Origin of the sequence: Streptomyces sp. NPDC000345 (genome assembly GCF_042898825.1) — a bacterium.
Lineage (GTDB): Bacteria > Actinomycetota > Actinomycetes > Streptomycetales > Streptomycetaceae > Streptomyces.
Map to the genome: position 1 here is coordinate 64,101 of NZ_JBIAZE010000023.1, position 20,652 is coordinate 84,752.

Sequence of the window (20,652 nt, forward strand, 5' to 3'; positions counted from 1 at the left end):
TAGTCAGTGACCGGCGACGGGGTGCGGGGTGTAGGGCCGCTCCAGCTCCGCCAACTCCTTCTCGCTCAGCTCCAGTTCCACCGCCGCGACCGCGTCCTCGAGATGCCGGGGCTTCGACGCGCCGATGATCGGGGACGTCACCGTGGGCTGGTGGAGGAGCCAGGCCAGGGCCACCTGGGCGCGGGGGACGCCCCGGTCTGCGGCGATGCGGGAGACGGCTTCGACGATGGTGTGGTCGCCCTCCAGGTAGAGGGTGCTGCCGAAGTTGTCGGTGGCGCTGCGCTCGGTGTGGGTCCCCCAGTCGCGGGTGAGGCGGCCGCGGGCCAGCGGGCTCCAGGGCAGCACGCCGATGCCCTGGTCGGCGCAGAGCGGCAGCATCTCGCGCTCCTCCTCGCGGTAGAGGAGGTTGTAGTGGTTCTGCATGGAGACGAACTTCGTCCAGCCGTGCCGCTCGGCGGTGTACTGCATCTTGGAGAACTGCCAGGCGTACATCGAACTCGCCCCGATGTAGCGGACCTTGCCGGCCTTGACCACGTCGTGGAGCGCCTCCATCGTCTCCTCGACCGGGGTGTGCGGGTCGAAGCGGTGGATCTGGTAGAGGTCGACGTGGTCGGTGCCGAGGCGGCGCAGACTGTGGTCCAGCTCGGACAGGACGGCCTTGCGGGACAGCCCGCCGCCGTTGGGGCCGGGGCGCATCCGGCCGTGCACCTTCGTGGCGAGGACGATCTCGTCGCGGCGGGCGAAGTCGCGCAGCGCCCGGCCGACGATCTCCTCGCTGGTGCCGTCGGAGTAGACGTTCGCGGTGTCGAAGAAGTTGACGCCGGCGTCCAGCGCCTGACGGATCAGCGGACGCGAGGCCTCCTCGTCGAGGGTCCACTCGTGCACGCCCCGGTCGGGGAGGCCGTAGGTCATGCAGCCCAGACAGATCCGCGAGACGTCCAGACCGGTCGAACCGAGCTTCACGTACTGCATCGTTGCTGCTCCTGACGTCGGTGCGGGAGGGAGTCACAGGGGAGCGTACGTCGCCCCGCGCCGCTCCCCCCGGCGACTCACCCCAGCAGGTCCAGTGCCCGCTCCCAGCCGAACTCCCGGCCGTCCCCGCCGTCGTAGGGAGCTCCGAAGCGGACGCCCATCCCGCGCAGGCGCGTCAGGCTCTCCCGGTAGGCGGGGTGGGCGGCGAGCGCGCCGGAGACACAGGGCAGGACGCCGACGGGGACCCCCTGGCCGGACACCTCGCACAGGGTGCCCAGGGCGAGGGTGTCGGCGATCCCGGCCGCCCACTTGTTGACGGTGTTGAAGGTGGCCGGGGCGACGACGACCGCGTCGGGGTCCGGGAAGGGGCGCGGATCGCCGGGGCGGCGCCAGGCCGAGCGGATCGGCCGGCCCGTCTGCGCCTCCACGGCGGCGGTGTCGAAGAAGCCGTTCATGGCGAGGGGCGTGGCGATGACGCCGACCTGCCACTGCCGCTCCTGTGCGGCGGTGATCAGCTTGCCGACGCCGGCCGCGATGCCCGCGGCGCAGACGACGACGTAGAGGAAGGGCGGTTTCTCGTCCGGTTTCTCGTCCTGTGCGCTCACCCGGGAACCCTACTGAACGGGGAAGGTGAGTCCGCGTTCGGCGGCGGGGCGGGGGCCGTGGATACGGCGGTCCTTCTCCTCGATCGGTACGTCGTTGATGCCGGCCTCGCGCCGGGTCATCAGCCCGCGCTCGTCGAACTCCCAGAGCTCGACGCCGTACGAGCGCCACCACCGGCCGTCGGCGTCCTGCGACTCGTACTGGAAGCGGACGGCGATGCGGTTGCCGTCGAAGGCCCACAGGTCCTTGCGCAGCGCGTACGCGCGCTCGCGGGCCCACTTGGCGGTGAGGAAGTCGACGATGGCGGCGCGGCCGGTGAGGAAGGTGTCGCGGTTGCGCCACACGGAGTCCTCGGAGTAGGCCGTCGCGACCCGGTGCGGATCCCGGGTGTTCCAGGCGTCCTCGGCGGCCTGGACCTTCTGCGCGGCCGTCTCCCGGGTGAAGGGCGGCAGGGGCGGGCGAGGGTCGGACATGGGATCTCCCGGCTTGGTGGAGGGCGGGCACATGAGTGGAGAACGATCGTTCTCCGGTATGCTCACAACGTAGAGAACGGCCGTTCTCCCGTCAAGGAGAACCCTGCCGAGGAGAACAGGACACGGTGGTGACGCCCATGGACAGCGCGACGGCCCGCGAGCAGGCACTGGACGCCGCGGAGCGGCTGTTCTACGGACGCGGCGTGCAGTCCGTGGGGATGGACGACGTCCGGGGCGCCTCGGGTGTCTCGCTCAAGCGGCTGTACCAGCTGTTCCCGGCGAAGGAGCAGTTGGTGGAGGCGTACCTGGAGCGGCGGGACGTGCGCTGGCGCGGGCGGCTCGCGGAGTTCGTCGCGCGGCGGGAGGATCCCCGGGAGCGGGTCCTGGCCGTCTTCGACTGGCTGGAGGAGTGGTTCGGCGAGCCGGACTTCCGGGGCTGCGCCTGGATCAACGCGTACGGCGAGCTGGGCGCGACCTCGGAGCGGGTGGCCGGTCAGGTACGGGCGCACAAGGGGGCGTTCCGGGAGTACCTCGGCGCGCTGGTCGCCGACGCCGGCCTGCCGGGCGACCTGACCGGCCCGCTGTTCCTGCTGGCCGAGGGCGCGATGGTGACGGCCGGCATCAGCGGGGCCGCCGCCCCGGCCGCGGAGGCCCGGGAGGCGGCCCGCCGGCTGCTGGGGTGAGGGTCACCCGTAGCCGCGGACGACGCATCCGGCGCATGACGTGCGCGGGCGCCGGAGTGCCCGCCGGCGCCCGCGCACGTCGGACTCGGGCGTGCCCGCCGGCGCCCGCACGCGTCGTGCGCCGGTGCCGGTGGGCGCCGAGGCGGGGATCAGCCGGGCGGGCCGGAGATCCTGATCGCGCCGACCGGGCAGGCGCGGGCCGCCTCGCGGACCATCGGGCCGCCGGCGCCGTCCGGCCGGCCTGGCAGCAGGGCGCTGAAGCCGTCGTCGTCCTGGGTGAAGACGCCGGGCGCGGCCAGAGCGCACTGGCCGGCGCCGATGCAGACGTCCGTGTCGATCTCGATGCGTGGGCCGCTGTGGCCGTGGGCGGGGGTGTCGCGGTGCATGGCGGGCGCCTCTCACCAGGTCACGGGGAGGTCCAGCATCCCCTGGATGGTGTCGCCTGGCTTGTGGCGGACCTCCTCGGCCGGGATCGCGAGCCTCAGCCCGGGAAGCCGCTCGAAGAGGGTGCGCAGGGCGATCTCCAGCTCGGCGCGGGCCAGGTTCTGGCCGAGGCACTGATGGATGCCGAAGCCGAACGCCACGTGATGGCGGGCGGGACGGTGCCAGTCGAGCGTGTCGGGTTCGGGGTAGGCGCTCGCGTCGCGGTTGATGACCGAGGTCGAGAAGACGACCCCGTCCCCGGCCCGGATGGTGGTCCCGGCCACCTCGATGTCCTCGGTGGCCAGCCGCAGCAGCCCGTCGGCGATGGACAGCATCCGCATCAGCTCCTCGACGGCGCCCGGCAGCAGCGCGGGATCGGCGCGCAGCTCGGCCAGCCGCTCGGGGTGCTGGAGCAGGGTGTACGTGCCGAGGGAGATCATGTTGGCGGTCGTCTCGTGGCCTGCCACCAGCAGGATCGTGGCCAGGGCGATCGCGTCCTCCCGGTCCACCGTGCCGTCGCGCAGCTGCTCGTGGACCAGGGTGTCGAGGAGTCCGTCGCCGCGCGGGCCGTCCAGCTTGCGGTCGATCAGCGCGCCGAGATAGTCGTCGAGCCGGTCACGGGCGTCCCGGACCTCCTCCGGCAGCCTGCCGCGCAGCAGCCGCCGGGACTGCTCCTCGAAGAACTCGTGGTCGGCGTACGGGACGCCGAGCAGTTCGCAGATCACCATCGACGGCACCGGCAGCGCGAAGGCGGAGACCAGCTCTGCGGGCGGGCCCTGGGCCAGCATCGCGTCGATCCGCTCGTCGACGATCCGCTGGATGGCCGGCCGCAGCGCGGTGGCGCGTTTCAGGGTGAAGCTCGGCACCAGCATCCGGCGCTGGGCGTGATGGTCGGGATCGTCGACGTTGAGCAGGGCGGCCCGGCGGTCGAGCAGCGCCTTGAAGCGCGGTGAGGTGGCCGGGTAGCCGGGGCGGGTGCGGTCGGTGGACAGACGGGGGTCCGCGAGCAGGGCGCGGGCGGTGTCGTGGCCGGTGACCAGCCAGGCGGTACGGCCGTCGTAGAGGGTGACGCGGGACAGGGGGCGGGCGGCGCGCAGGGGGTCGTAGGCCTGGGGCGGGTGGTAGGGGCAGGTGCGGTCCTGGGGGAAGGCGACGGGTTCCGTGAGTTCCGTGAGTTCCGTCATGGGAGACCTCGCAGACGAAGGGTGCGTCCTCGTGCCGATCTTCATTAGATGCCCCGGGCACCTATGTGGCGACACGGAGTTCGGCCAGATCGGCGAACGGGGCGAGATGGCCGGAACCGACCGCTCCACGTCCCGGGCCACGCCCGTGCGCCCGGGGACGGGCCGGGAAACTCACTTGCCCTCGGCAGCCGCGGACCGCAGGATCCGGCCATGCACACCTTCGAAGCCCGCCTGTCGCTGATGTCCGACGCCGTCCTTCCGGCGCGGGTCCAGCAGCAGCCCGGCCGTCCCCGGAGGCCCGGTCCCGCGCGCCCGTGACGGGCGCGCTCGTCGCGGGCCTGGTCGCGGGCTACGGCATCGCCGTGCCCGTCGGGGCCGTCGCGACCTACCTCGTCTCGCTCACCGCCCGTACGTCCCTGCGCACCGGCGCGTGCGCCGCGCTCGGCGTCGCCACGGCCGACGGGCTCTACGCCCTCGTGGCCACCGTCGGCGGTTCCGCCGTCGCCGCCGCGCTGCGGCCGGTGCTGGTTCCGCTGCGCTGGGTCTCGGCGCTGGTGCTGCTGGTCCTCGCGGTCCGCGGCACTCGGACGGCCCTGCGCGAGTACCGGGCCCACCGGCTCGCCACCCGCTCCGCGCCCGCGCCGCCGACCCCCGCCCGGGCCTGGCTGAGTCTGCTCGGCATCACGCTGCTCAACCCGACCACCGTCGTCTACTTCGCCGCGCTGGTGCTGGGCAACGGCACCACGGGCTCCGTACGCCCCCTGGAACAGGGCGTGTTCGTGCTGGCGGCCTTCGCCGCGTCCGCGAGCTGGCAGCTGCTGCTGGCCGGCGGCGGGGCGCTGCTGGGCCGGGCACTGACCGGGCGCCGGGGCCGGCTGGCGACGGCGCTCGTGTCGAGCGGGGTGATGACCGTGCTGGCTGTGGGGATGGTGGTGTAGGCCGAGGGAATGGGGGTCGGGCCGAGGGGATGGTGGTTGGGCCGGACGGTGGGTGGCCGGGCAGGGGCGCGCGCCGAGCGGGACCCACTGGTCCTGGGGGCGCCCCGGTCACGCCTCGAAGGCGCGGGCCACGGCCAGGCTGTCCTCGTAGACGTGGTGACGGACCACGAGTCCGCCGGCGACGGTGAGGTGCAGGGCGAATGCGGCCCGGTAGGGGCGCCCGGTGGGGGCGGCGGTCTGACGGATCTCGCCCAGCACCACGGCGTCGGCGCCGTCGACGAGGACGCGCTCGACCCGGGTGTCCGCCTCTGCGGGCGTGTGGTGGGCGGCCAGGTCCCGGTAGTGGTCGGCCGCGTCGGCCCGGGTGGCGCGGTGCCGGATCCAGGGCGTCCCGGCCCGGCCGTGTTCGTCCTCGGGCCAGGACAGCCGCCAGTCCGCGCCGTCGGCGTACAGCTCGGCGATCCGCTCAGGGTCGCCTTCGGCGATACGGCGCAGCAGCTCCTCGACGACGGCGCGGGTGTCGGTGCCGGGGGCAGGGGCGGGGGCGGTGTGCGTGCCGGATTCAGGCGTCCTCGTCATGGGGCCGAGTCTGCCGAAGGGACGCGCGCGGCACGATTACGCGCGAGGTAAGGGCGTACCCGAGAGGGTGGCCCGGTACGGATGAAACACCGGGACGCCGGTGTTGAAGGACCCAGTCAGGCCGACCGACGACGTGACGAAGGGAACGGATGCCATGCCTCTCGAAGGCGAGTACGAGCCCAGCCCGACCGACTGGGTGCGCGAGCAGGTGGAGTTGTACGAGAGCTCCGGCGGCACCGAGGGCACCACGCTGAGGGAGACGGGGCTGCCCGTGATCCTGCTGACCACGCGGGGGGCGAAGAGCGGGAAGCTCCGCAAGACGCCCCTCATGCGGGTCGAGCACCAGGGGCGGTACGCCCTGGTCGCCTCCCAGGGCGGCGCGCCCCGGCACCCCGTCTGGTATCACAACCTCAAGGCCGACCCCCGCGTGGAGCTCCAGGACGGACCACGCAAGCAGGACATGACGGTCCGTGAGGTGACCGGTGCGGAGAAGGCCGAATGGTGGGAGCGTGCCGTCGCCGCGTACGCGCCCTACGCCGACTACCAGAAGAAGACCGACCGGGAGATTCCGCTGTTCGTCGCGGAGCCGGCCGCCGGCTGAGCCGGCCGGAACGGTTTCCCGGCGGTTCCCCGGCAGATCCCGGACGGTTCCCCGGCAGGGATCGTAGAAGAATCCGCCGGGGAGCGCATGAACGGGCGCGCACCGGGCAACCGAACGTCAGGCCCCGCCGCGCTCCCCCGTCGCGGCGGGGCTTTCCCGTGTCTCACGCGCGAGGCGGTCGGTGACATCGATGAAGATCTCGCCCGCCTCCGGGATCGCGTGGGCGACCGCACGCTTGATCCGGACGGCGACCTCTTCGACCCGCTCGCTGTCCATGCCGGGCACCAGGTCCACGCGGCCCGCGACCAGCACCGTGTCCAGGCCCATCTTCATCGTGAAGACCGCCTCCACGCTGTCGATCTCCGGCTGCGTCGCCAGCAGTTCCCGGATCCGGTCCGAGGTCTCGGGGTCGGCGGCCTCGCCGATGAGCTGGTCACGGGCCTCCCGGCCGAGGCGATAGGCGACGTAGACGAGCAGCGCGCCGATCGCGAGCGAGGCGGACGCCTCCCACACGACGTCCCCCGTCACCATGTGCAGGACCATGCCGGCCGCGGCCAGGGTGACCCCGAGCACGGCCGTGCCGTCCTCGGCGACGACAGTGCGCAGGGCCGGGTCGCGCAACCGCGCGGTGCCGCCCTGCCTGCGCACCTGGTGCAGGGCGCGCAGGAGGGAGGCGCCCTCGGCGAGGAAGGCGACGCCGAGGACGACCAGGCCCGCCACATAGCCGCTGAGCTTCTCGTCGGCGCCGGTCCTGAGGGCCTCGACGCCCTGGAAGAAGGAGAAACAGCCGCCCATGACGAAGATCCCGACGGCGGCGAGCAGCGACCAGAAGAAGCGTTCCTTGCCGTAGCCGAAGGGGTGGCGGCGGTCGGCGGGGCGGCGGCTGCGGCGCAGCGCGGCCAGCAGGAAGACCTCGTTGAGGCTGTCCGCCACGGAGTGCGCGGCCTCCGACAGCAGCGCGGGGGAGCCCGCGAGCAGTCCGCCGACCGCCTTGGCGGCGGCGATGACGAGATTGGCGGCCAGTGCCACCAGAACCGTGAGGCGTGTCCTCTGGTCGGCATGCGTGTTCGATGATGTCCCGCTCATCCGAGCCGAATGCCCGGGCAGGTCGGGATCACACCGTGCCGTCGGCCGAAAACGGGGAACGCGTTCAGCAGAACGGGGCGCGCGCCGGCGCGCGCGGGCCCCCCTTCCGGCGAGAACCCGCGAGAACCAGGAGGATCCATGAGCGGCGGGGGCGACGGCAACAGCGCCTACGGGCACCGGCGGTTCCGGCGGTCCAAGAGCCACTTCGCGGACCGCGTCACCGCCGACGGCCGGGACGGCTGGCCGGTGGAGGCGGGCCGCTACCGTCTGGTGGTCAGCCGTGCCTGCCCCTGGGCGAGCCGGGCGGTGATCTCCCGGCGGCTGCTCGGTCTCGAGGACGCGCTGTCGATGGCGATCGCCGATCCGATCCAGGACGACCGCAGCTGGCGTTTCACCCTCGACCCGGACGACCGCGACCCGGTCCTCGGCATCCGCCACCTCAGCGAGGCCTACGACAGGCGGGAGACCGGTTATCCGGGCGGGGTCAGCGTGCCGGCGATCGTGGACGTGCCCAGCGGCAAGCTGGTGACGAACGACTACCAGCGGATCACCCTCGACCTGGCCACCGAATGGCGGGCCCTGCACCGTCCCGGGGCGCCCGACCTCTACCCGGAGGAGTTGCGCGACGAGATCGACACGGTGATGGCCGAGGTGTACACGGACGTGAACAACGGGGTGTACCGGGCCGGGTTCGCCAGTGAGCAGGAGGAGTACGAGGAGGCCTGCGCGGCCGTCTTCCGGCGGCTGGAACTGCTGACGCCACGGCTCGCACGGCAGCGCTATCTGGTCGGCGACACGATCACCGAGGCCGACATCCGGCTGTTCACCACGCTGGTCCGTTTCGACGCCGTCTACCACGGCCACTTCAAGTGCAACCGCTGGAAGCTGACGGAGAACCAGGTGCTGTGGGCGTACGCCCGCGATCTCTACCAGACGCCCGGTTTCGGTGACACCGTCGACTTCGACCACATCAAACGGCACTACTACCAGGTGCACGACGGCATCAATCCGACGAGGATCGTCCCCGTGGGACCTGACCTGGCCGGCTGGCTCACCCCGCACGACCGCGAGCGGCTGGGCGGCCGGCCGTTCGGGGACGGCACGCCGCCGGGGCCGGTGCCCGCGGGCGAGGAGGTCCCGCCGCAGGGGCGGCCCTGATCCCACCCCGGTCCTCATCATTCGGTGCGGCCCCCTGGACATCCCTCGGCGGCCGAACGGACACATCTCAAGGAGAACCCCGTGGCCAAGAAAAGGAAGCTCCCTCTCGTCTACCAGCCCGTCGGCTTCATCTTCGGCTGGGCGAGCGGCGCGCTGGCCGGGCTCGCCTTCCGCAAGGCGTGGAAGGCCATCCGGCACGAGGACAACGCGCCCGACGCCCTGGACCGCGATCGCGGCTGGACCGAGGTCGTGCTGGCCGCGGCGCTCCAGGGCGCGATCTTCGCCGCGGCCCGCAGCGCCGCCGACCGCACGGGCGCGAAGGCCATCGAACGGTCTACGGGGGTGTGGCCGGCGAAGGAGAAGGGGGGCCGCGACTGAGGCTCCTCCCCGGGGGGGCCCTTCCTTGGACCCTCCGGGGCCCCTCGCTTGGGCCACTCCCCGAGGCACGCCCCCGGGGCCTCCCGGCGACACTCCCTGGGGGCCCTCGCTCAGGCCGCTCACCGAGACACGCCCCCGGGGCCTCCCGGGGGCACTCCCTGGGGGCCCTCTCTTCGGCCCCGCCGGGGGCGCTCCCTGGAAGCCCTCTCTTGAACCCTCATCAGGCAGGTCCTTGAGGCCTCCCCGGTGCGCTTCGCAGAGCCTTCCGGTGGGGGCACGCCCCCTGGACCCCCGGCCAGTCACCCCTGCTTCGGCGCCGTGGACGGGGTGCGGCGGAGGGTGAAGGAGTGGCCCGCGGGGTCGGCGTAGCCGCGTTCCTCGTGGGGGCCGACGGCGCCCTTCGTGTCCACGGGCCTGCCGCCCAGGCCCACGACCCTGCGTTCCGCCTCGTCGAGGTCGTCGACGAGGAAGTCGAGGTGGGCCTGGAGGGAGTTCTCGGGGCGGGGCCAGCTCGGCGGGGTGGCGTTGGCGTCGCGCCGGAAGGCCAGACGGGTGCCGTCGGCGCTCCTGATCTCGACACGGTTGGCGGTCACGTCGGTCTCCTCGGCCTCCAGGAGCCCCTTGTAGAACTCGGCGAGCTTCTCGGGCTCGGCGCAGTCGAGCACCACGACGCCCGCTTTCACCAGTGCCATGTCTTCTCCTCCACGAGGTCCGTGGCGGGCCGCTCCCGCCCCGGACCTTGCGGATACCCCGGTTTCAGTCGGCCAGCAGCCACTCCCCGTCCCGCATCACGTCGGTCGCCTCGGCCTCCTCGCGCGCCCGCCAGGCCTGGATCCGCCGCGGATGGATGCGGAAGTACAGGTGGGGCGCGGCGAGTTCACGGGGGTCGAAGCCGGTCTTGCCCGCGAAGATCTCGGCGTCCTCTTCGGGCAGGTCGGCCGGCGAGACGGCCACGGCGGTGCCCTCGATCATGACCGTGTCGTCGGCCGGGCCGACGGCGAGGCGTGCGACCCCGTGGTCCCGAAGGCCGCGGCCGGTCGGGGTGGTGGCCGCGGTGGCGGTCAGCAGGACGGCGCCGTCCCAGACGAAGGAGAGCGGGGCCAGGTGGGGCACCTCACCGTCCCCGGAGGCCGTGGCGACCCATACGTCGACGTCGTGCTCCAGCCGGTGAATCGTGTCGTGCTTGCGCTGCTCGGCGGTGCGTGCCGCTGCTCGGGTCATGCCTCCAGTGTCGCCGCCACCGCCCCGCCCGCACCCGGTGCCGACGAAGGCGGCGCGCGTCTGCCGGGGTCCGCCGCGGCACGGGACTGGACTTCCTGGACAGGTGTCCCACTATAGTGGACACCTGTCCAGGAAGTTGAGGGAGATCATGGCGATATTGGCGAACGTGCTGGTCGGGCTGGTAGCCGCGTTGCACGGGTACATCCTGGTGATGGAGATGTTCCTGTGGCAGAAGAAGCCGGGGATGGGCTTCCACGGCTTCGACGCGGAGCTGGCGAAGCGGACCGCCCCGATGGCCGCCAACCAGGGGCTCTACAACGGGTTCCTGGCGGCGGGGCTGGTGTGGGGGCTGGTGGCGGGTGATCCGACCGGGTTCCGGGCGCAGGTGTTCTTCCTGTCGTGTGTGATCGTCGCGGGGGTGTACGGCGCCGTCACCGCCAACCGGCGGATCCTGGTGGCGCAGGCCCTCCCGGGTGCGCTCGCCCTGGCCGCCGTCCTGATCGCGCAGTGAGCCGCGCCGAGCCCGGGGATCCGCGGGCGGCCCGCACCCGGGCGCGGCTGCGGGCCGCGCTGCTGGCGGAGTGTGCCGAGCGGCCGCTGGAGGAGGTCGGCGTGGCCGCGCTGGTGCGGCGGGCCGGTGTCGGGCGGGCCACCTTCTACGTGCACTATCCCGACCTGGAGGCCCTCGCCGTCGACGCCTGCGCCGACGTCGTGCGCGAGGCGGTGGAGGCGCTGCATGCCTGGCAGGGGCGGCCGGACCCGGTGCGGGCGCCCGCCGCGCTCGCGGGGTTCTTCGCCTCGCTGGCCCCGCACGCCCGGCTCTACCGCACCCTGCTGGCCCCGGGTGGCGGCGGCCCGCTCGGCCGGGTGCTGCACCGCGACCTGCGGGCGTACAGCCTGCGCGAGCGCGAGCGGGCCGGCGCGGCGGACGCCCCCCTGGTCGCCTCCGCCGTCGCCGCGACCTTCGCGGGCGTGCTGGCCGACTGGCTGCACGGCGACCTGGCCGGCACGCCCTCCGAGATCGCCGACCAGGTCTGGCAGTTGCTGGTCGCGCTGCACGCCAGCCGCTGACCGGCGGCCCTCACGCGCAGGCCACCATGTCCTTCGCCAGCGGCCAGGCCTCCACGCCGTCGGGCGTGCGGACGTAGGCCGTCGTGCGCTCGTCCGTCAGCCACAACTGCCGGTCCCGGTAGCGGTATCCGGTGTCGTGCGCACCGGCGGGCATGCGGACGTCGCCGTCGTACGGCGCGGTGAGGAGCTCGCCCGGGAGCACGCCGTCGGGGTCGCGGACGTACTGCCGGTGGTCCTCGCCCCGGCCCATCCCCAGGAAGTGCGCCGTCTGCCAGTCGCAGTGCTCCGCGCCGGCGTAGCTGCTCAAGGTCGTGGTCGGGACCCGCCGTCCGTCCCGGTCGGTCCAGATCTCCTCGTCGCCGGAGTCGGTGACGCTCGCCGGGAGTTCGGCGGGGTCGCAGGAGGCGTAGGTCTCCGGGCCCCAACCCGGCCTGTCCTCCTGGTCCTTGGCGACCACGACCGCCACCTTCGTCCGGCCGTCGACGTCGTACGAGTACAGGACGCGGTCGGTCTCCTCGCGTTCCACGCGGAACTTCGAGCGCGGGCCTCCCGGCTCGAACATGTGGAAGTAGAGCCTCAGCCCGTCTTCCGGCGTCTCGCCGCCGTCGCCCCTCCCCCAGCCGTCGGGCCCGCCGCCCCAGGAGATCTCACCGTCGCACTCCAGCGCCCGGCCCGCGGCGCCCGAGGCGAGCAGCACGGCCTCCGGGGTGTCCTCGTCCACCTCCTCGGTCGCGAGGTGGAGCGGACCGCTGTACGGCGTCGCCGCGGGCCCGTAGTCGACGATCAGGTCCCCGTCGTCCGCGGCGCCGCATCCCACGACAGTCGCCAGTGCGGCCGTCACCGCGACGAGCCCTCTGCGCATGTCCGCCCCCCATTCACGATCGTTCCCGCGCCACTTCGACGCCGTGGCGGCCCGGAACGTTCGGCGTACCGTCAGCGAGCCTCCTGGAACGTCCTGCGGTACGTCTGCGGGGAGACCCCGATCGCCGCGCGCAGGTGCTGGCGCAGCGAGGCGCCGGTGGCGAAGCCGACACGGCCGGCGATCTGGTCCACGGACAGGTCACTGGCCTCCAGCAGATGCCGGGCGTGCACCACACGCTGCTGGATCAGCCAGCGGCCGGGGCTGAGGCCGACCTCGTCGTGGAAGCGGCGGGCGAAGGTGCGCAGGCTCATCCGGGCGTGCGCGGCGAGGTCGGCGAGGGTGAGGGGTTCGCCCAGGCGCTCCAGGGCCCAGGCCCGGGTGGCCGCCGTGCCGGCCGCGCCGGCCTCGGGCACCGGCTGTTCGATGTACTGCGCCTGGCCTCCGTCGCGGAACGGGGGGACCACACAGCGGCGGGCCACCCTGTTGGCCAGTTCGCTGCCGTGGTCCTTGCGGACGAGGTGCAGGCAGACGTCGACGCCGGAGGCGGCGCCGGCCGAGGTCAGCACCCGGCCGTCGTCCACGAAGAGGACGTCCGGGTCGAGATCGACCTGGGGGTACATCCGGCGGAACCTCTCCGCCACGTGCCAGTGGGTGGTGGCCCGGCGGCCGTCGAGCAGCCCGGCGGCGGCGAGGACGAAGGCGGCCGTGCAGATGGAGACGATCCGGGCGTCGGGGCGGATCCTGGCCAGGGCCTCGGCCACCCCCTCGGGCAGATGGTCCGTCACCCGCTCGGGCGCCACGGGCGCGATCACGACCGTGTCGGCGGTCTCCAGCACCTCGGGGCCGTGTTCGACGCCGATGGTGAAGTCTGCGTTCGTCCGCACCGGGGCGCCGTCGAGCGTGCAGGTGAGCACCTCGTAGTGGCCGTCGGCGGCGCCGAGGATGCGGCTCGGGATGCCGAGTTCGAAGGGGTAGACGCCGTCGAGGGCGAGGACGACGACGCGGTGCTGGTGTCCCGGGGGCATGGCACGATTCTATCGAAGGTTGGCAATCATGCCATTTCCCGGTGGGGCCGGGCCCGGCACGCTGGTTCTCCATGAGCACTGTGAACACGATGCGTGTCATCCGCCAGGACGTCCTCGGCGGCCCCGAGGTACTGAGGGAAGTGGAGGTGGAGCGGCCCGCGCCGCGTCCGAACGAGGTGCTGGTCCGGGTGCGCGCCGCCGGCGTCAACCCGACCGACTGGAAGCACCGCGCGACCGGCGGGTTCCTGGGCGAGCCGCCCTTCGTGCTGGGCTGGGACGTCTCCGGCACCGTCGAGGCCGTCGGGATCGGCGTCGCCGCCTTCGTGCCCGGCGACGAGGTCTTCGGCATGCTGCCGTACCCGTTCGGCCACGGCTCCCACGCCGAGTACGTCGTCGCCCCGGTCCGTGCCCTGTGGCACAAGCCCGCCGCCCTCGACCACGTCCAGGCGGGCGCGCTGCCCCTGGTCTCGCTGACCGCCTGGCAGGCGCTGGTGGAGACCGCCGCGCTCGAGGCGGGCCAACGGGTGCTGATCCACGCGGCCGCCGGGGGCGTGGGGCATGTGGCCGTGCATCTCGCCAAGGAGCGCGGCGCGTACGTGATCGGGACGGCCAGCGCGGGCAAGCACGACTTCCTGCGCGGACTGGGCGCCGACGAGGTGATCGACTACCGGGAGACCGACTTCACCGAGGCCGTGAAGGACGTCGACGTCGTCCTGGACACCCTGGGCGGGGAGACCTCGGTGCGCTCGCTGAGCGTGGTGCGGCCGGGCGGGATCGTGGTGTCGATCCTGCCGGTGGGGACGCGGCAGTTCCACGAGGAGGCCGAGCGGCAGGGGGTGCGGGCGGTGCGGATGCTGGTGGACGCCGACCGGGCCGGGATGCGGGCGATCGCCGGGCTGGCCGGGGCGGGCAGGCTGCGCGCCACGATCGCGGGGACGTTCCCGCTGGCCGATGCCGCCGAGGCGCACAGGCTCGGCGACACCGGCCGGACCACCGGCAAGCTGGTCCTGACGGTGGACTGACCCTCCACCGGAACCGTACTGATCGGCCGTCAGGGAGTACTGACCGCTCGTCAGAAGGTCAGGACCGGCTTGATGGTCTTGCCCGAGGTCATGTCCTGGACCGCCTGGCCGATGTCCTCGAAGGCATAGGTGCCGATCAGGCGGTCCAGCGGGAGCCGCCCCTTCTTGACCAGCTCGACCAGGGCCGGGATGAAGGTCTGCGTCTCGCTGTCGCCGAGGGTGAGACCGACGACCTGCTTGCCGCCGAGCAACCCGTTGACGTCCAGGGCGACTTCGCTGCCGAACGGCGGGGCGCCCACCACGACCAGCGTGCCGCGGGCGGCGAGCGCGTCCACGCCCTGACGCAGGACGGCCGTGCTGCCCGTGGTCTCCACGATGCCGTCGGCGCCCCGGCCTCCGGTGATCTCGGCGATGGCCTCGCCGAGCGCGGCCTGTCCGGCGTCGACGGTGTGGGTGGCGCCCAACTCCCGTGCCAGTGCCAGGCGTTCGGTGACGCGGTCGACGGCGATGATCGTGGTGGCCGGGGTGAGGGCGGCGGCCATGACCGCCGACAGGCCGACGGCTCCGGCACCCAGGACGACGACCGTGCCACCGGTCGTGGGCTTCAGCACGTTCCATACGGCGCCGACACCCGTCTGCACACCGCAGCCCAGCGGGGCGATCGACGCCAGCGGCACGTCGGGGTCGACCTTGACCAGGCTGCGCTCGTCGACCAGGGCACGCTCGGCGAAGGAGGACTGCCCGAAGAAGTGGCCGCCGAGGGGTTCGCCGTCGCGACTGAGGGTGCTGGTGCCGTCCGCGCGGCGGCCGCCGAGGAGGTTCAGCGGCAGCCAGGCGGCGCAGTAGGCGGGGTGGCCGCCGTGGCAGTTGCGGCACTCGCCGCAGGAGGTGAAGGACAGCACGACATGGTCGCCGGGGGCCACGCCGGTGACGTTCGGGCCGACCGCCTCCACGACGCCCGCGCCCTCGTGGCCGAGGACGCCGGGCAGCGGGAAGGGCAGTCCGCCGCTCGCCACGCCGAGGTCGGTGTGGCACAGGCCGGCCGCCACCAGCCGGACGACCGCCTCGTGCGGGCCGGGCTCGTCGAGGACGACCTCGGAGAGGGTGAAGGGCGCTCCGGCGGACTCGACGACGGCGGCGCGTGTGGTGATGGACATCGGTTGAACTCCCTGGGTTCCGCGGGCGCGTTGTGCGCAGTGGTGCGGGCGACGGTGCGGGCGCGTTCAGTCGAGCGAGACGACGACGGACTTGACCTTGGTGTAGGAGGCGAGCGCCTCGGGGCCGTACTCGCGGCCGAATCCGGAGTCCTTCACCCCGCCGAAGGGGACGGCCGGGTCGAGCATCGCCCAGTCGTTGACCCAGACGATGCCGGCCTGGAGGCGGTCGGCGACGCGGTGGGCGCGCGCGAGGTTGCCGGTCTGGACGCCCGAGGCCAGGCCGTACGGCGTGGAGTTGGCGAGGGCGACGGCCTCGTCCTCGGAGTCGAAGGGCTGCACGGTGAGGACCGGGCCGAAGATCTCCTCCTGGACGACCCGGGAGTCGTTGGGCAGGTCGGCGATGACCGTGGGCTTGTAGTAGTAGCCGCCGTCGAGGTCGAGCCGCTCACCGCCGCAGACGATGCGGCCGCCCTCCTTGCGGGCGAGGTCGACGTACTCCTCGACCTTGCGCAGGTGCTTCTCCCCCGCCATCGGGCCGACGACGGTCTCCACCGCCCGGGGGTCGCCGACGGGGACGCCGGGGACGGCCTCGCCGAGGATGTTCAGCAGGGTGCCGTAGACCGGCCGGGCGACCAGCAGGCGGGGGCCGCCCATGCAGAACTGGCCGGTGTTGAAGACGAAGCCCTTGATGACCGCGCCGACGGCCTTCTCCAGGTCGGCGTCCTCGAAGACGATGTGGGCCGCGTTGCCGCCGAGCTCCATGGTGACCGGCTTGAGGTTCTCGCCGGCGATGCTCGCGGCGTGCCGGCCGATCGCGGTGGAGCCGGTGAAGGCGATCTTGTCGACGCCGGGGTGGCGCAGCAGGGCCTCACCGGCGACCGGGCCGCTGCCGGTCACGACGTTGACGACACCGTCGGGGACACCGGCCCGCTGGAGCAGGCCCGCCATGTACAGGGCGCTCAGCGGGGTCTCGTCGGCCGGCTTGTGCACGACCGTGTTGCCGGTGGCGAGGGCCGGGGCGATCTTCGAACCGGCCAGGATCAGCGGGAAGTTGAACGGGGTGATGGCGGCGACGACACCGATCGGCCCGCGCCTGGTGTAGGCGAGGGCGTTCATGGGGGTGTCGCGGTTGCCGCCCTCCAGGGAGAAGGCGAGCGTGGCGTAGTACTCGTAGTCGTTGGCGGCGTTGGTGACGTCGACCGCGTGGGCCAGGGTGATCGGCTTGCCGACGTCCAGGCTCTCCAGGCGGGCGATCTCGTCGGCCTCCTCGCGGATCAGCTGCGCCACGCGCAGCAGGACGCGGCCGCGCTCGCGGCCGCTGAGCCCGGACCACCTGCCGGAGTCGAAGGCCTCACGGGCGGCCCGTACCGCGGCGTCCACGTCGGCGGCGCCCGCCTCCGCGACGGTGGTGACGACCGCGCCCCGGGAGGGGTCGACCACCTCGGTCCGCGCTCCGTCCGCGGCCTCGCGCCACTGTCCCCCGATGAACAGCCGACCGGGGTCGGTCTCGAAGGTGGTCATCGCCACTCCTCAGCATCGTCGCCAAGATTTCAACCAACAGGATTCCTGTTGGTCCGCAGTCTCTTTACGGACAGGTTTCCTGTCAATGGTCTACGCTCGACTCATGGCCGGCACCCAGACGACCCAGGCAGCGGCACCCGCGCGTCCGCCGCACAAGGCACCCCCGTCCCTGCTCTACATGGTGAAGCAGGTGGAGCTCGTCGTGCGATCCCGGCTGGACGAACTCGTCAAGCCGTCCGGAATCACCGCCCTGCAGTACACGGCGCTCACCGTCCTGGAGCGGCACGACGGGCTGTCCGCCGCCCAGCTGGCCCGGGACTCCTTCGTGACCGCCCAGTCCATCGCCGATCTGGTGCGCTCCCTGGAGAACCGCGGACTGATCCGCCGGGAGCGCAATCCTCGCAACCGGCGCGAGCTGCTGATCCTGCTCACCGAGGAGGGGCGCACGCTGCTGGAGCAGTGCGCGGGGCCGGTGCGGGAGCTGGAGGAGCGGATGGTGCGGGAGCTCACGGCGCACCAGACGGAGCAGTTCCGCGCGGCCCTCTCCAAGGCGTGGCACGCCCTGTCGTAACCTGTCTCGCACCCCTTCGCTCACGACGCGAAAAAACTCGATCGAGACACGCCCGCAATTCGAAGACATATGTCAATCGAACATGCTGAAATTCACTCCATCGGGGGTACCTTGCTGGGGCGGGGAACTGCTGCGCGCTCCCCCGCCGTTGGAGGCTCCCGACCGGTGGAGCGGGTTGGAGGCGATGTCGTCGTGCAGCAGGAACCCGCCGCGGACACCCCGCATCTGCGTGTCCGGCAGGAGCGGGGATACACGGTGCTGGAGTTCCGCGGCGAGATCGACATCGTCGCGGCGACGGAGATCGGCCCACGGCTCGACGAGGCGACCACCGGACCCGCGCCACGGGTCGTCCTCGACCTGTCGCGGATCGAGTTCTTCGACTGCTCCGGGCTGCGCCTGCTGTACCGGGCCCGGGGCCGGGTGCTCGGCCAGGGCGGCCACCTCCACCTGGTCTGCACGCACCCGCTGACCCTGCGCATCCTGCGGGCCACCGGACTCCACAAGCTGCTGCCGCCCTCGACGACGCTGGACGCGGCCCTGGGACAGCCCGAGGCCACGTCCGGCTCGTTATGACCGCGCCGCTCCCCTCCGCAGCGGCGCTACTCGACGATCTTCGTGACCTGCCCGGCCCCGACCGTCCGCCCGCCCTCGCGGATGGCGAACTTCAGCCCCTCCTCCATCGCGATCGGCTGGATCAGCTCCACGAGCATGGTGGTGTTGTCGCCCGGCATGACCATCTCGGTGCCCTCCGGCAGGGTCACCACGCCCGTCACGTCCGTGGTGCGGAAGTAGAACTGGGGGCGGTAGTTCTGGAAGAACGGCGTGTGCCGGCCGCCCTCGTCCTTGGACAGGATGTACGCCCTCGCCTCGAACCGCGTGTGCGGGGTGACCGAGCCCGGCTTGATCACCACCTGGCCGCGCTCCACCTCTTCCCGCTTGATCCCGCGCAGCAGCAGGCCCACGTTCTCCCCGGCCCGGCCCTCGTCGAGGAGCTTGCGGAACATCTCCACGCCCGTGACCGTGGTCTTCGTCTTCTGCCGGTGGATGCCGACGATCTCCACCTCGCTGTTGACCCGGAGCGTGCCGCGCTCGATCCGGCCGGTGACGACGGTTCCGCGCCCGGTGATGGTGAAGACGTCCTCGATCGGCATCAGGAACGGCCGGTCCACGTCCCGCTGCGGCTCCGGCACCGCCTCGTCCACCGCGTCCAGCAGGTCCAGCACCGACTGCGTCCACCGCGGGTCGCCCTCCAGCGCCCGGAGCGCGGAGACCCGTACCACCGGCACCTCGTCGCCGGGGAACTCGTACTCGCTGAGCAGCTCACGGACCTCCAGCTCGACCAGTTCCAGGATCTCCTCGTCGTCCACCATGTCCGTCTTGTTGAGGGCGACGACGATGTACGGCACACCCACCTGCCGGGCCAGCAGCACATGCTCCTTGGTCTGCGGCATCGGGCCGTCCGTGCCGGCGACGACCAGGATCGCGCCGTCCATCTGCGCCGCGCCGGTGATCATGTTCTTGATGTAGTCGGCGTGGCCGGGGCAGTCCACGTGGGCGTAGTGCCGGCGCTCCGTCTGGTACTCCACATGGGCGATGGAGATCGTGATGCCGCGCTGCCGCTCCTCGGGGGCCTTGTCGATCTGGTCGAACGGGGTGAAGGGATTCAGCTGGGGGAACCTGTCGTGCAGCACCTTGGTGATGGCTGCCGTGAGGGTCGTCTTGCCGTGGTCGATGTGCCCGATGGTGCCGATGTTGACGTGTGGTTTCGTCCGCTCGAACTTCGCCTTCGCCACTGCGGGCCCTCCCTGGTCACATGGGTGACGACATGCGCGTTTCCACTCCTTCCTGTCTATTCGCTGCGGGCCGCGTCGAACAGGGCGCTGACGGACTCACCGTTGTGAATCCGGCGCACGGCCTCCGCCAGGGCGGGCGCGATGGACAGGATCCGCAGCTTGTGGGTGTGCTCCTCGGCGGGCACCGGCACGGTGTTGGTGCAGACGATCTCCAGGACGTCGGGCTGCTCGCTGAGCCGCTTCAGGGCGCCCGCCGCGAACAGCCCGTGCGTGCACGCCACCCGTATCGAGCGCGGCTCCAGCTCCCGCAGCCGGTCGAGGAGTTCGAGGACGGTACTGCCCTTGGCGATCTCGTCGTCGAGGACGATGACGTCCCGCCCGGTGACCTCGCCGATGACCGAGCTGATGGTCACCCGGTCGTCGGCGAAGCGCTGTTTGGCGCCGGCCGCCACCTGGGCGCCGATCATGCGGGCGAAGGCGGCGGCCTCCTTGGCGTTGCCGAGGTCGGGCGAGACGACGGTGGTGGAGGTGAGGTCGTAGCGGCGGAAGTGGGCGGCCAGCTCACGCAGGGCGTGCAGATGGTCGACGGGCATCGAGAAGAACCCGTGGACCTGCGGTGAGTGCAGGGTCATGGCGAGGACGCGGTGGACGCCGGCCGCCTCCATCAGGTCGGCGACCAGGCGCCCGCCCAGGGAGATGCGGGGCGCGTCCTTCTTGTCGGAGCGGGCGTAGGAATAGTGCGGCATGACGACGGTGATCCGGCCCGCGGACGCCCCGCGGGCCGCGTCGCACATCATCAGCAACTCGACCAGGTGCTCCTGCACGGGCCGGACCAGGGGCTGGACCAGGAAGACGTCCCGTTCCCGGCAGTTGGCCTGCAGCTGCACCTCCAGGCAGTCGTTGGCGAACCTGCTGACTCGGGTGGGACTCAGAGGGACCCCGAGGTGGGCACAGACCTCGGCGGCCAGCTCGGGATGGGCACTGCCGCTGAACACGGAGATGTCTCGCACGATCGGCTCCTCGCTGACCATGTCCGGGCGGGGTTCTCATGCTACGGACCACGCCTGTCCTGCCCACCCGCGGCGATCCGGCCTCGACGGCGTCGGGACGGCGTGAAACCGGTCACCGCCCGCCGGTGGCAGCGCCCCGGGGGCCGGACGGGGACCGCCCCCCGGTTCGCCGGTCCGGCGTTGCTGCGCATGGGTGAGCCGGGCCCGCCGGCCCTCGCGTCGCGCCCCGGGCGGGGCGGCGGGCGCGGCCGGCGGGGCCGGGTCGGCCGGGCGGGCGCGCCTGGCGGGCGCGCCTGGCGGGCGGGCCGGGCCGGGCCGGGC

Annotated in this window: 25 protein-coding genes; 10 read left to right on the forward strand and 15 right to left on the reverse strand. The window is 72.6% G+C overall.

The features are described 5' to 3' along the window. Positions 1–3: 3 nt before the first annotated feature. The 3 genes from ACFY30_RS36740 to ACFY30_RS36750 all read right to left on the reverse strand — a co-directional run bounded on the left by ACFY30_RS36740 (position 4) and on the right by ACFY30_RS36750 (position 2,048). On the reverse strand, positions 4–972 hold the full coding sequence (locus ACFY30_RS36740) for an aldo/keto reductase (RefSeq protein ID WP_390849489.1): 969 nt from the start codon (positions 970–972) through the stop codon (positions 4–6). A 77-nt stretch (positions 973–1,049) separates the two neighbouring features. Further along, entirely contained in the window at positions 1,050–1,577 is a 528-nt protein-coding gene (locus tag ACFY30_RS36745; protein ID WP_390849490.1) for a flavoprotein, read from the reverse strand. Between the two features lie 9 nt (positions 1,578–1,586). Further along, positions 1,587–2,048, reverse strand: coding sequence for a nuclear transport factor 2 family protein (locus ACFY30_RS36750; RefSeq protein WP_390849491.1), 462 nt, complete (start codon positions 2,046–2,048; stop codon positions 1,587–1,589). Positions 2,049–2,185: 137 nt separating this feature from the next. On the opposite strand from ACFY30_RS36750, the gene ACFY30_RS36755 reads away from it, so the two are divergent. Then, complete coding sequence (locus tag ACFY30_RS36755; RefSeq protein ID WP_390849492.1) at positions 2,186–2,731, forward strand: TetR/AcrR family transcriptional regulator; 546 nt, start codon at positions 2,186–2,188, stop codon at positions 2,729–2,731. 149 nt (positions 2,732–2,880) lie between these two features. On the opposite strand, the gene ACFY30_RS36760 is transcribed toward ACFY30_RS36755, so the two are convergent. Further along, positions 2,881–3,117 (reverse strand): ferredoxin, encoded by a 237-nt coding sequence (locus ACFY30_RS36760; RefSeq protein WP_390849493.1) that lies wholly within the window; start codon positions 3,115–3,117, stop codon positions 2,881–2,883. 12 nt (positions 3,118–3,129) lie between these two features. After that, positions 3,130–4,338, reverse strand: a complete 1,209-nt coding sequence (locus tag ACFY30_RS36765) for a cytochrome P450 (RefSeq protein WP_390849494.1) — start codon at positions 4,336–4,338, stop codon at positions 3,130–3,132. Between the two features lie 314 nt (positions 4,339–4,652). On the opposite strand from ACFY30_RS36765, the gene ACFY30_RS36770 reads away from it, so the two are divergent. Beyond that, positions 4,653–5,276 carry a LysE family transporter gene (locus ACFY30_RS36770; RefSeq protein ID WP_390849495.1) on the forward strand — a complete coding sequence of 208 codons (624 nt, stop codon included), beginning with the start codon at positions 4,653–4,655 and terminating at the stop codon, positions 5,274–5,276. A gap of 108 nt (positions 5,277–5,384) precedes the next feature. Here the strand turns inward: ACFY30_RS36770 and ACFY30_RS36775 are convergent, their stop codons facing one another. Continuing rightward, positions 5,385–5,855, reverse strand: coding sequence for a nuclear transport factor 2 family protein (locus ACFY30_RS36775; protein ID WP_390849496.1), 471 nt, complete (start codon positions 5,853–5,855; stop codon positions 5,385–5,387). A 154-nt stretch (positions 5,856–6,009) separates the two neighbouring features. Between ACFY30_RS36775 and ACFY30_RS36780 the strand changes: the two genes are divergently transcribed. Next, positions 6,010–6,456 carry a nitroreductase family deazaflavin-dependent oxidoreductase gene (locus tag ACFY30_RS36780; protein WP_390849497.1) on the forward strand — a complete coding sequence of 149 codons (447 nt, stop codon included), beginning with the start codon at positions 6,010–6,012 and terminating at the stop codon, positions 6,454–6,456. A 117-nt stretch (positions 6,457–6,573) separates the two neighbouring features. Here the strand turns inward: ACFY30_RS36780 and ACFY30_RS36785 are convergent, their stop codons facing one another. Continuing rightward, positions 6,574–7,542 carry a cation diffusion facilitator family transporter gene (locus tag ACFY30_RS36785; RefSeq protein WP_390849498.1) on the reverse strand — a complete coding sequence of 323 codons (969 nt, stop codon included), beginning with the start codon at positions 7,540–7,542 and terminating at the stop codon, positions 6,574–6,576. A gap of 138 nt (positions 7,543–7,680) precedes the next feature. Between ACFY30_RS36785 and ACFY30_RS36790 the strand changes: the two genes are divergently transcribed. Further along, positions 7,681–8,700, forward strand: a complete 1,020-nt coding sequence (locus tag ACFY30_RS36790; RefSeq protein WP_390849499.1) for a glutathione S-transferase family protein — start codon at positions 7,681–7,683, stop codon at positions 8,698–8,700. Between the two features lie 81 nt (positions 8,701–8,781). After that, positions 8,782–9,078, forward strand: a complete 297-nt coding sequence (locus tag ACFY30_RS36795) for a DUF4235 domain-containing protein (protein WP_390849500.1) — start codon at positions 8,782–8,784, stop codon at positions 9,076–9,078. A 299-nt stretch (positions 9,079–9,377) separates the two neighbouring features. Here ACFY30_RS36795 and ACFY30_RS36800 read toward each other — a convergent pair whose 3' ends face one another. Both ACFY30_RS36800 and ACFY30_RS36805 read right to left on the reverse strand, forming a co-directional pair. Continuing rightward, a complete protein-coding gene (locus tag ACFY30_RS36800; RefSeq protein ID WP_390849501.1) occupies positions 9,378–9,770 on the reverse strand; it encodes a VOC family protein in 393 nt (130 codons plus the stop codon). 64 nt (positions 9,771–9,834) lie between these two features. Then, positions 9,835–10,299 (reverse strand): pyridoxamine 5'-phosphate oxidase family protein, encoded by a 465-nt coding sequence (locus ACFY30_RS36805; RefSeq protein ID WP_390849502.1) that lies wholly within the window; start codon positions 10,297–10,299, stop codon positions 9,835–9,837. 148 nt (positions 10,300–10,447) lie between these two features. On the opposite strand from ACFY30_RS36805, the gene ACFY30_RS36810 reads away from it, so the two are divergent. Both ACFY30_RS36810 and ACFY30_RS36815 read left to right on the forward strand, forming a co-directional pair. Further along, on the forward strand, positions 10,448–10,810 hold the full coding sequence (locus tag ACFY30_RS36810) for a DUF1304 domain-containing protein (protein WP_390849503.1): 363 nt from the start codon (positions 10,448–10,450) through the stop codon (positions 10,808–10,810). Beyond that, the gene (locus ACFY30_RS36815; protein WP_390849504.1) at positions 10,807–11,370 is read left to right on the forward strand and encodes a TetR/AcrR family transcriptional regulator; all 564 of its coding nucleotides are present in this window, start codon (positions 10,807–10,809) and stop codon (positions 11,368–11,370) included. The genes ACFY30_RS36810 and ACFY30_RS36815 overlap by 4 nt, the downstream gene beginning before the upstream one ends. A 10-nt stretch (positions 11,371–11,380) precedes the next feature. Here the strand turns inward: ACFY30_RS36815 and ACFY30_RS36820 are convergent, their stop codons facing one another. Then, positions 11,381–12,232 carry a hypothetical protein gene (locus tag ACFY30_RS36820; protein ID WP_390849505.1) on the reverse strand — a complete coding sequence of 284 codons (852 nt, stop codon included), beginning with the start codon at positions 12,230–12,232 and terminating at the stop codon, positions 11,381–11,383. 71 nt (positions 12,233–12,303) lie between these two features. Then, positions 12,304–13,257 carry a GlxA family transcriptional regulator gene (locus ACFY30_RS36825; protein WP_390849506.1) on the reverse strand — a complete coding sequence of 318 codons (954 nt, stop codon included), beginning with the start codon at positions 13,255–13,257 and terminating at the stop codon, positions 12,304–12,306. A 71-nt stretch (positions 13,258–13,328) separates the two neighbouring features. Between ACFY30_RS36825 and ACFY30_RS36830 the strand changes: the two genes are divergently transcribed. Continuing rightward, positions 13,329–14,279, forward strand: coding sequence for an NADP-dependent oxidoreductase (locus ACFY30_RS36830; protein ID WP_390849507.1), 951 nt, complete (start codon positions 13,329–13,331; stop codon positions 14,277–14,279). Between the two features lie 50 nt (positions 14,280–14,329). On the opposite strand, the gene ACFY30_RS36835 is transcribed toward ACFY30_RS36830, so the two are convergent. Together ACFY30_RS36835 and ACFY30_RS36840 are read right to left on the reverse strand one after the other, a co-directional pair. Next, entirely contained in the window at positions 14,330–15,436 is a 1,107-nt protein-coding gene (locus tag ACFY30_RS36835; protein ID WP_390849508.1) for an NAD(P)-dependent alcohol dehydrogenase, read from the reverse strand. 66 nt (positions 15,437–15,502) lie between these two features. After that, positions 15,503–16,957 carry an aldehyde dehydrogenase family protein gene (locus ACFY30_RS36840; RefSeq protein ID WP_390849509.1) on the reverse strand — a complete coding sequence of 485 codons (1,455 nt, stop codon included), beginning with the start codon at positions 16,955–16,957 and terminating at the stop codon, positions 15,503–15,505. A gap of 103 nt (positions 16,958–17,060) precedes the next feature. On the opposite strand from ACFY30_RS36840, the gene ACFY30_RS36845 reads away from it, so the two are divergent. Both ACFY30_RS36845 and ACFY30_RS36850 read left to right on the forward strand, forming a co-directional pair. Beyond that, the gene (locus ACFY30_RS36845; RefSeq protein ID WP_390656545.1) at positions 17,061–17,528 is read left to right on the forward strand and encodes a MarR family winged helix-turn-helix transcriptional regulator; all 468 of its coding nucleotides are present in this window, start codon (positions 17,061–17,063) and stop codon (positions 17,526–17,528) included. A gap of 192 nt (positions 17,529–17,720) precedes the next feature. After that, positions 17,721–18,101, forward strand: coding sequence for an anti-sigma factor antagonist (locus ACFY30_RS36850; protein ID WP_390656544.1), 381 nt, complete (start codon positions 17,721–17,723; stop codon positions 18,099–18,101). 26 nt (positions 18,102–18,127) lie between these two features. Here ACFY30_RS36850 and tuf read toward each other — a convergent pair whose 3' ends face one another. Then, positions 18,128–19,321, reverse strand: coding sequence for an elongation factor Tu (gene tuf / locus ACFY30_RS36855; RefSeq protein WP_390849510.1), 1,194 nt, complete (start codon positions 19,319–19,321; stop codon positions 18,128–18,130). A gap of 56 nt (positions 19,322–19,377) precedes the next feature. Further along, on the reverse strand, positions 19,378–20,331 hold the full coding sequence (locus ACFY30_RS36860) for a ribose-phosphate diphosphokinase (protein WP_390849511.1): 954 nt from the start codon (positions 20,329–20,331) through the stop codon (positions 19,378–19,380). Positions 20,332–20,652: the final 321 nt, after the last annotated feature.

What these genes read in the sequence shown, in the direction of transcription:
- ACFY30_RS36740 (WP_390849489.1), bottom strand. Translation starts at nt 972, where the DNA reads ATGCAGTACGTGAAGCTCGGTTCGACCGGTCTGGACGTCTCGCGGATC.
- ACFY30_RS36750 (WP_390849491.1), bottom strand. Translation starts at nt 2,048, where the DNA reads ATGTCCGACCCTCGCCCGCCCCTGCCGCCCTTCACCCGGGAGACGGCC.
- ACFY30_RS36755 (WP_390849492.1), top strand. Translation starts at nt 2,186, where the DNA reads ATGGACAGCGCGACGGCCCGCGAGCAGGCACTGGACGCCGCGGAGCGG.
- ACFY30_RS36760 (WP_390849493.1), bottom strand. Translation starts at nt 3,117, where the DNA reads ATGCACCGCGACACCCCCGCCCACGGCCACAGCGGCCCACGCATCGAG.
- ACFY30_RS36765 (WP_390849494.1), bottom strand. Translation starts at nt 4,338, where the DNA reads ATGACGGAACTCACGGAACTCACGGAACCCGTCGCCTTCCCCCAGGAC.
- ACFY30_RS36775 (WP_390849496.1), bottom strand. Translation starts at nt 5,855, where the DNA reads ATGACGAGGACGCCTGAATCCGGCACGCACACCGCCCCCGCCCCTGCC.
- ACFY30_RS36780 (WP_390849497.1), top strand. Translation starts at nt 6,010, where the DNA reads ATGCCTCTCGAAGGCGAGTACGAGCCCAGCCCGACCGACTGGGTGCGC.
- ACFY30_RS36785 (WP_390849498.1), bottom strand. Translation starts at nt 7,542, where the DNA reads ATGAGCGGGACATCATCGAACACGCATGCCGACCAGAGGACACGCCTC.
- ACFY30_RS36790 (WP_390849499.1), top strand. Translation starts at nt 7,681, where the DNA reads ATGAGCGGCGGGGGCGACGGCAACAGCGCCTACGGGCACCGGCGGTTC.
- ACFY30_RS36800 (WP_390849501.1), bottom strand. Translation starts at nt 9,770, where the DNA reads ATGGCACTGGTGAAAGCGGGCGTCGTGGTGCTCGACTGCGCCGAGCCC.
- ACFY30_RS36805 (WP_390849502.1), bottom strand. Translation starts at nt 10,299, where the DNA reads ATGACCCGAGCAGCGGCACGCACCGCCGAGCAGCGCAAGCACGACACG.
- ACFY30_RS36810 (WP_390849503.1), top strand. Translation starts at nt 10,448, where the DNA reads ATGGCGATATTGGCGAACGTGCTGGTCGGGCTGGTAGCCGCGTTGCAC.
- ACFY30_RS36820 (WP_390849505.1), bottom strand. Translation starts at nt 12,232, where the DNA reads ATGCGCAGAGGGCTCGTCGCGGTGACGGCCGCACTGGCGACTGTCGTG.
- ACFY30_RS36825 (WP_390849506.1), bottom strand. Translation starts at nt 13,257, where the DNA reads ATGCCCCCGGGACACCAGCACCGCGTCGTCGTCCTCGCCCTCGACGGC.
- ACFY30_RS36830 (WP_390849507.1), top strand. Translation starts at nt 13,329, where the DNA reads ATGAGCACTGTGAACACGATGCGTGTCATCCGCCAGGACGTCCTCGGC.
- ACFY30_RS36835 (WP_390849508.1), bottom strand. Translation starts at nt 15,436, where the DNA reads ATGTCCATCACCACACGCGCCGCCGTCGTCGAGTCCGCCGGAGCGCCC.
- ACFY30_RS36840 (WP_390849509.1), bottom strand. Translation starts at nt 16,957, where the DNA reads ATGACCACCTTCGAGACCGACCCCGGTCGGCTGTTCATCGGGGGACAG.
- ACFY30_RS36845 (WP_390656545.1), top strand. Translation starts at nt 17,061, where the DNA reads ATGGCCGGCACCCAGACGACCCAGGCAGCGGCACCCGCGCGTCCGCCG.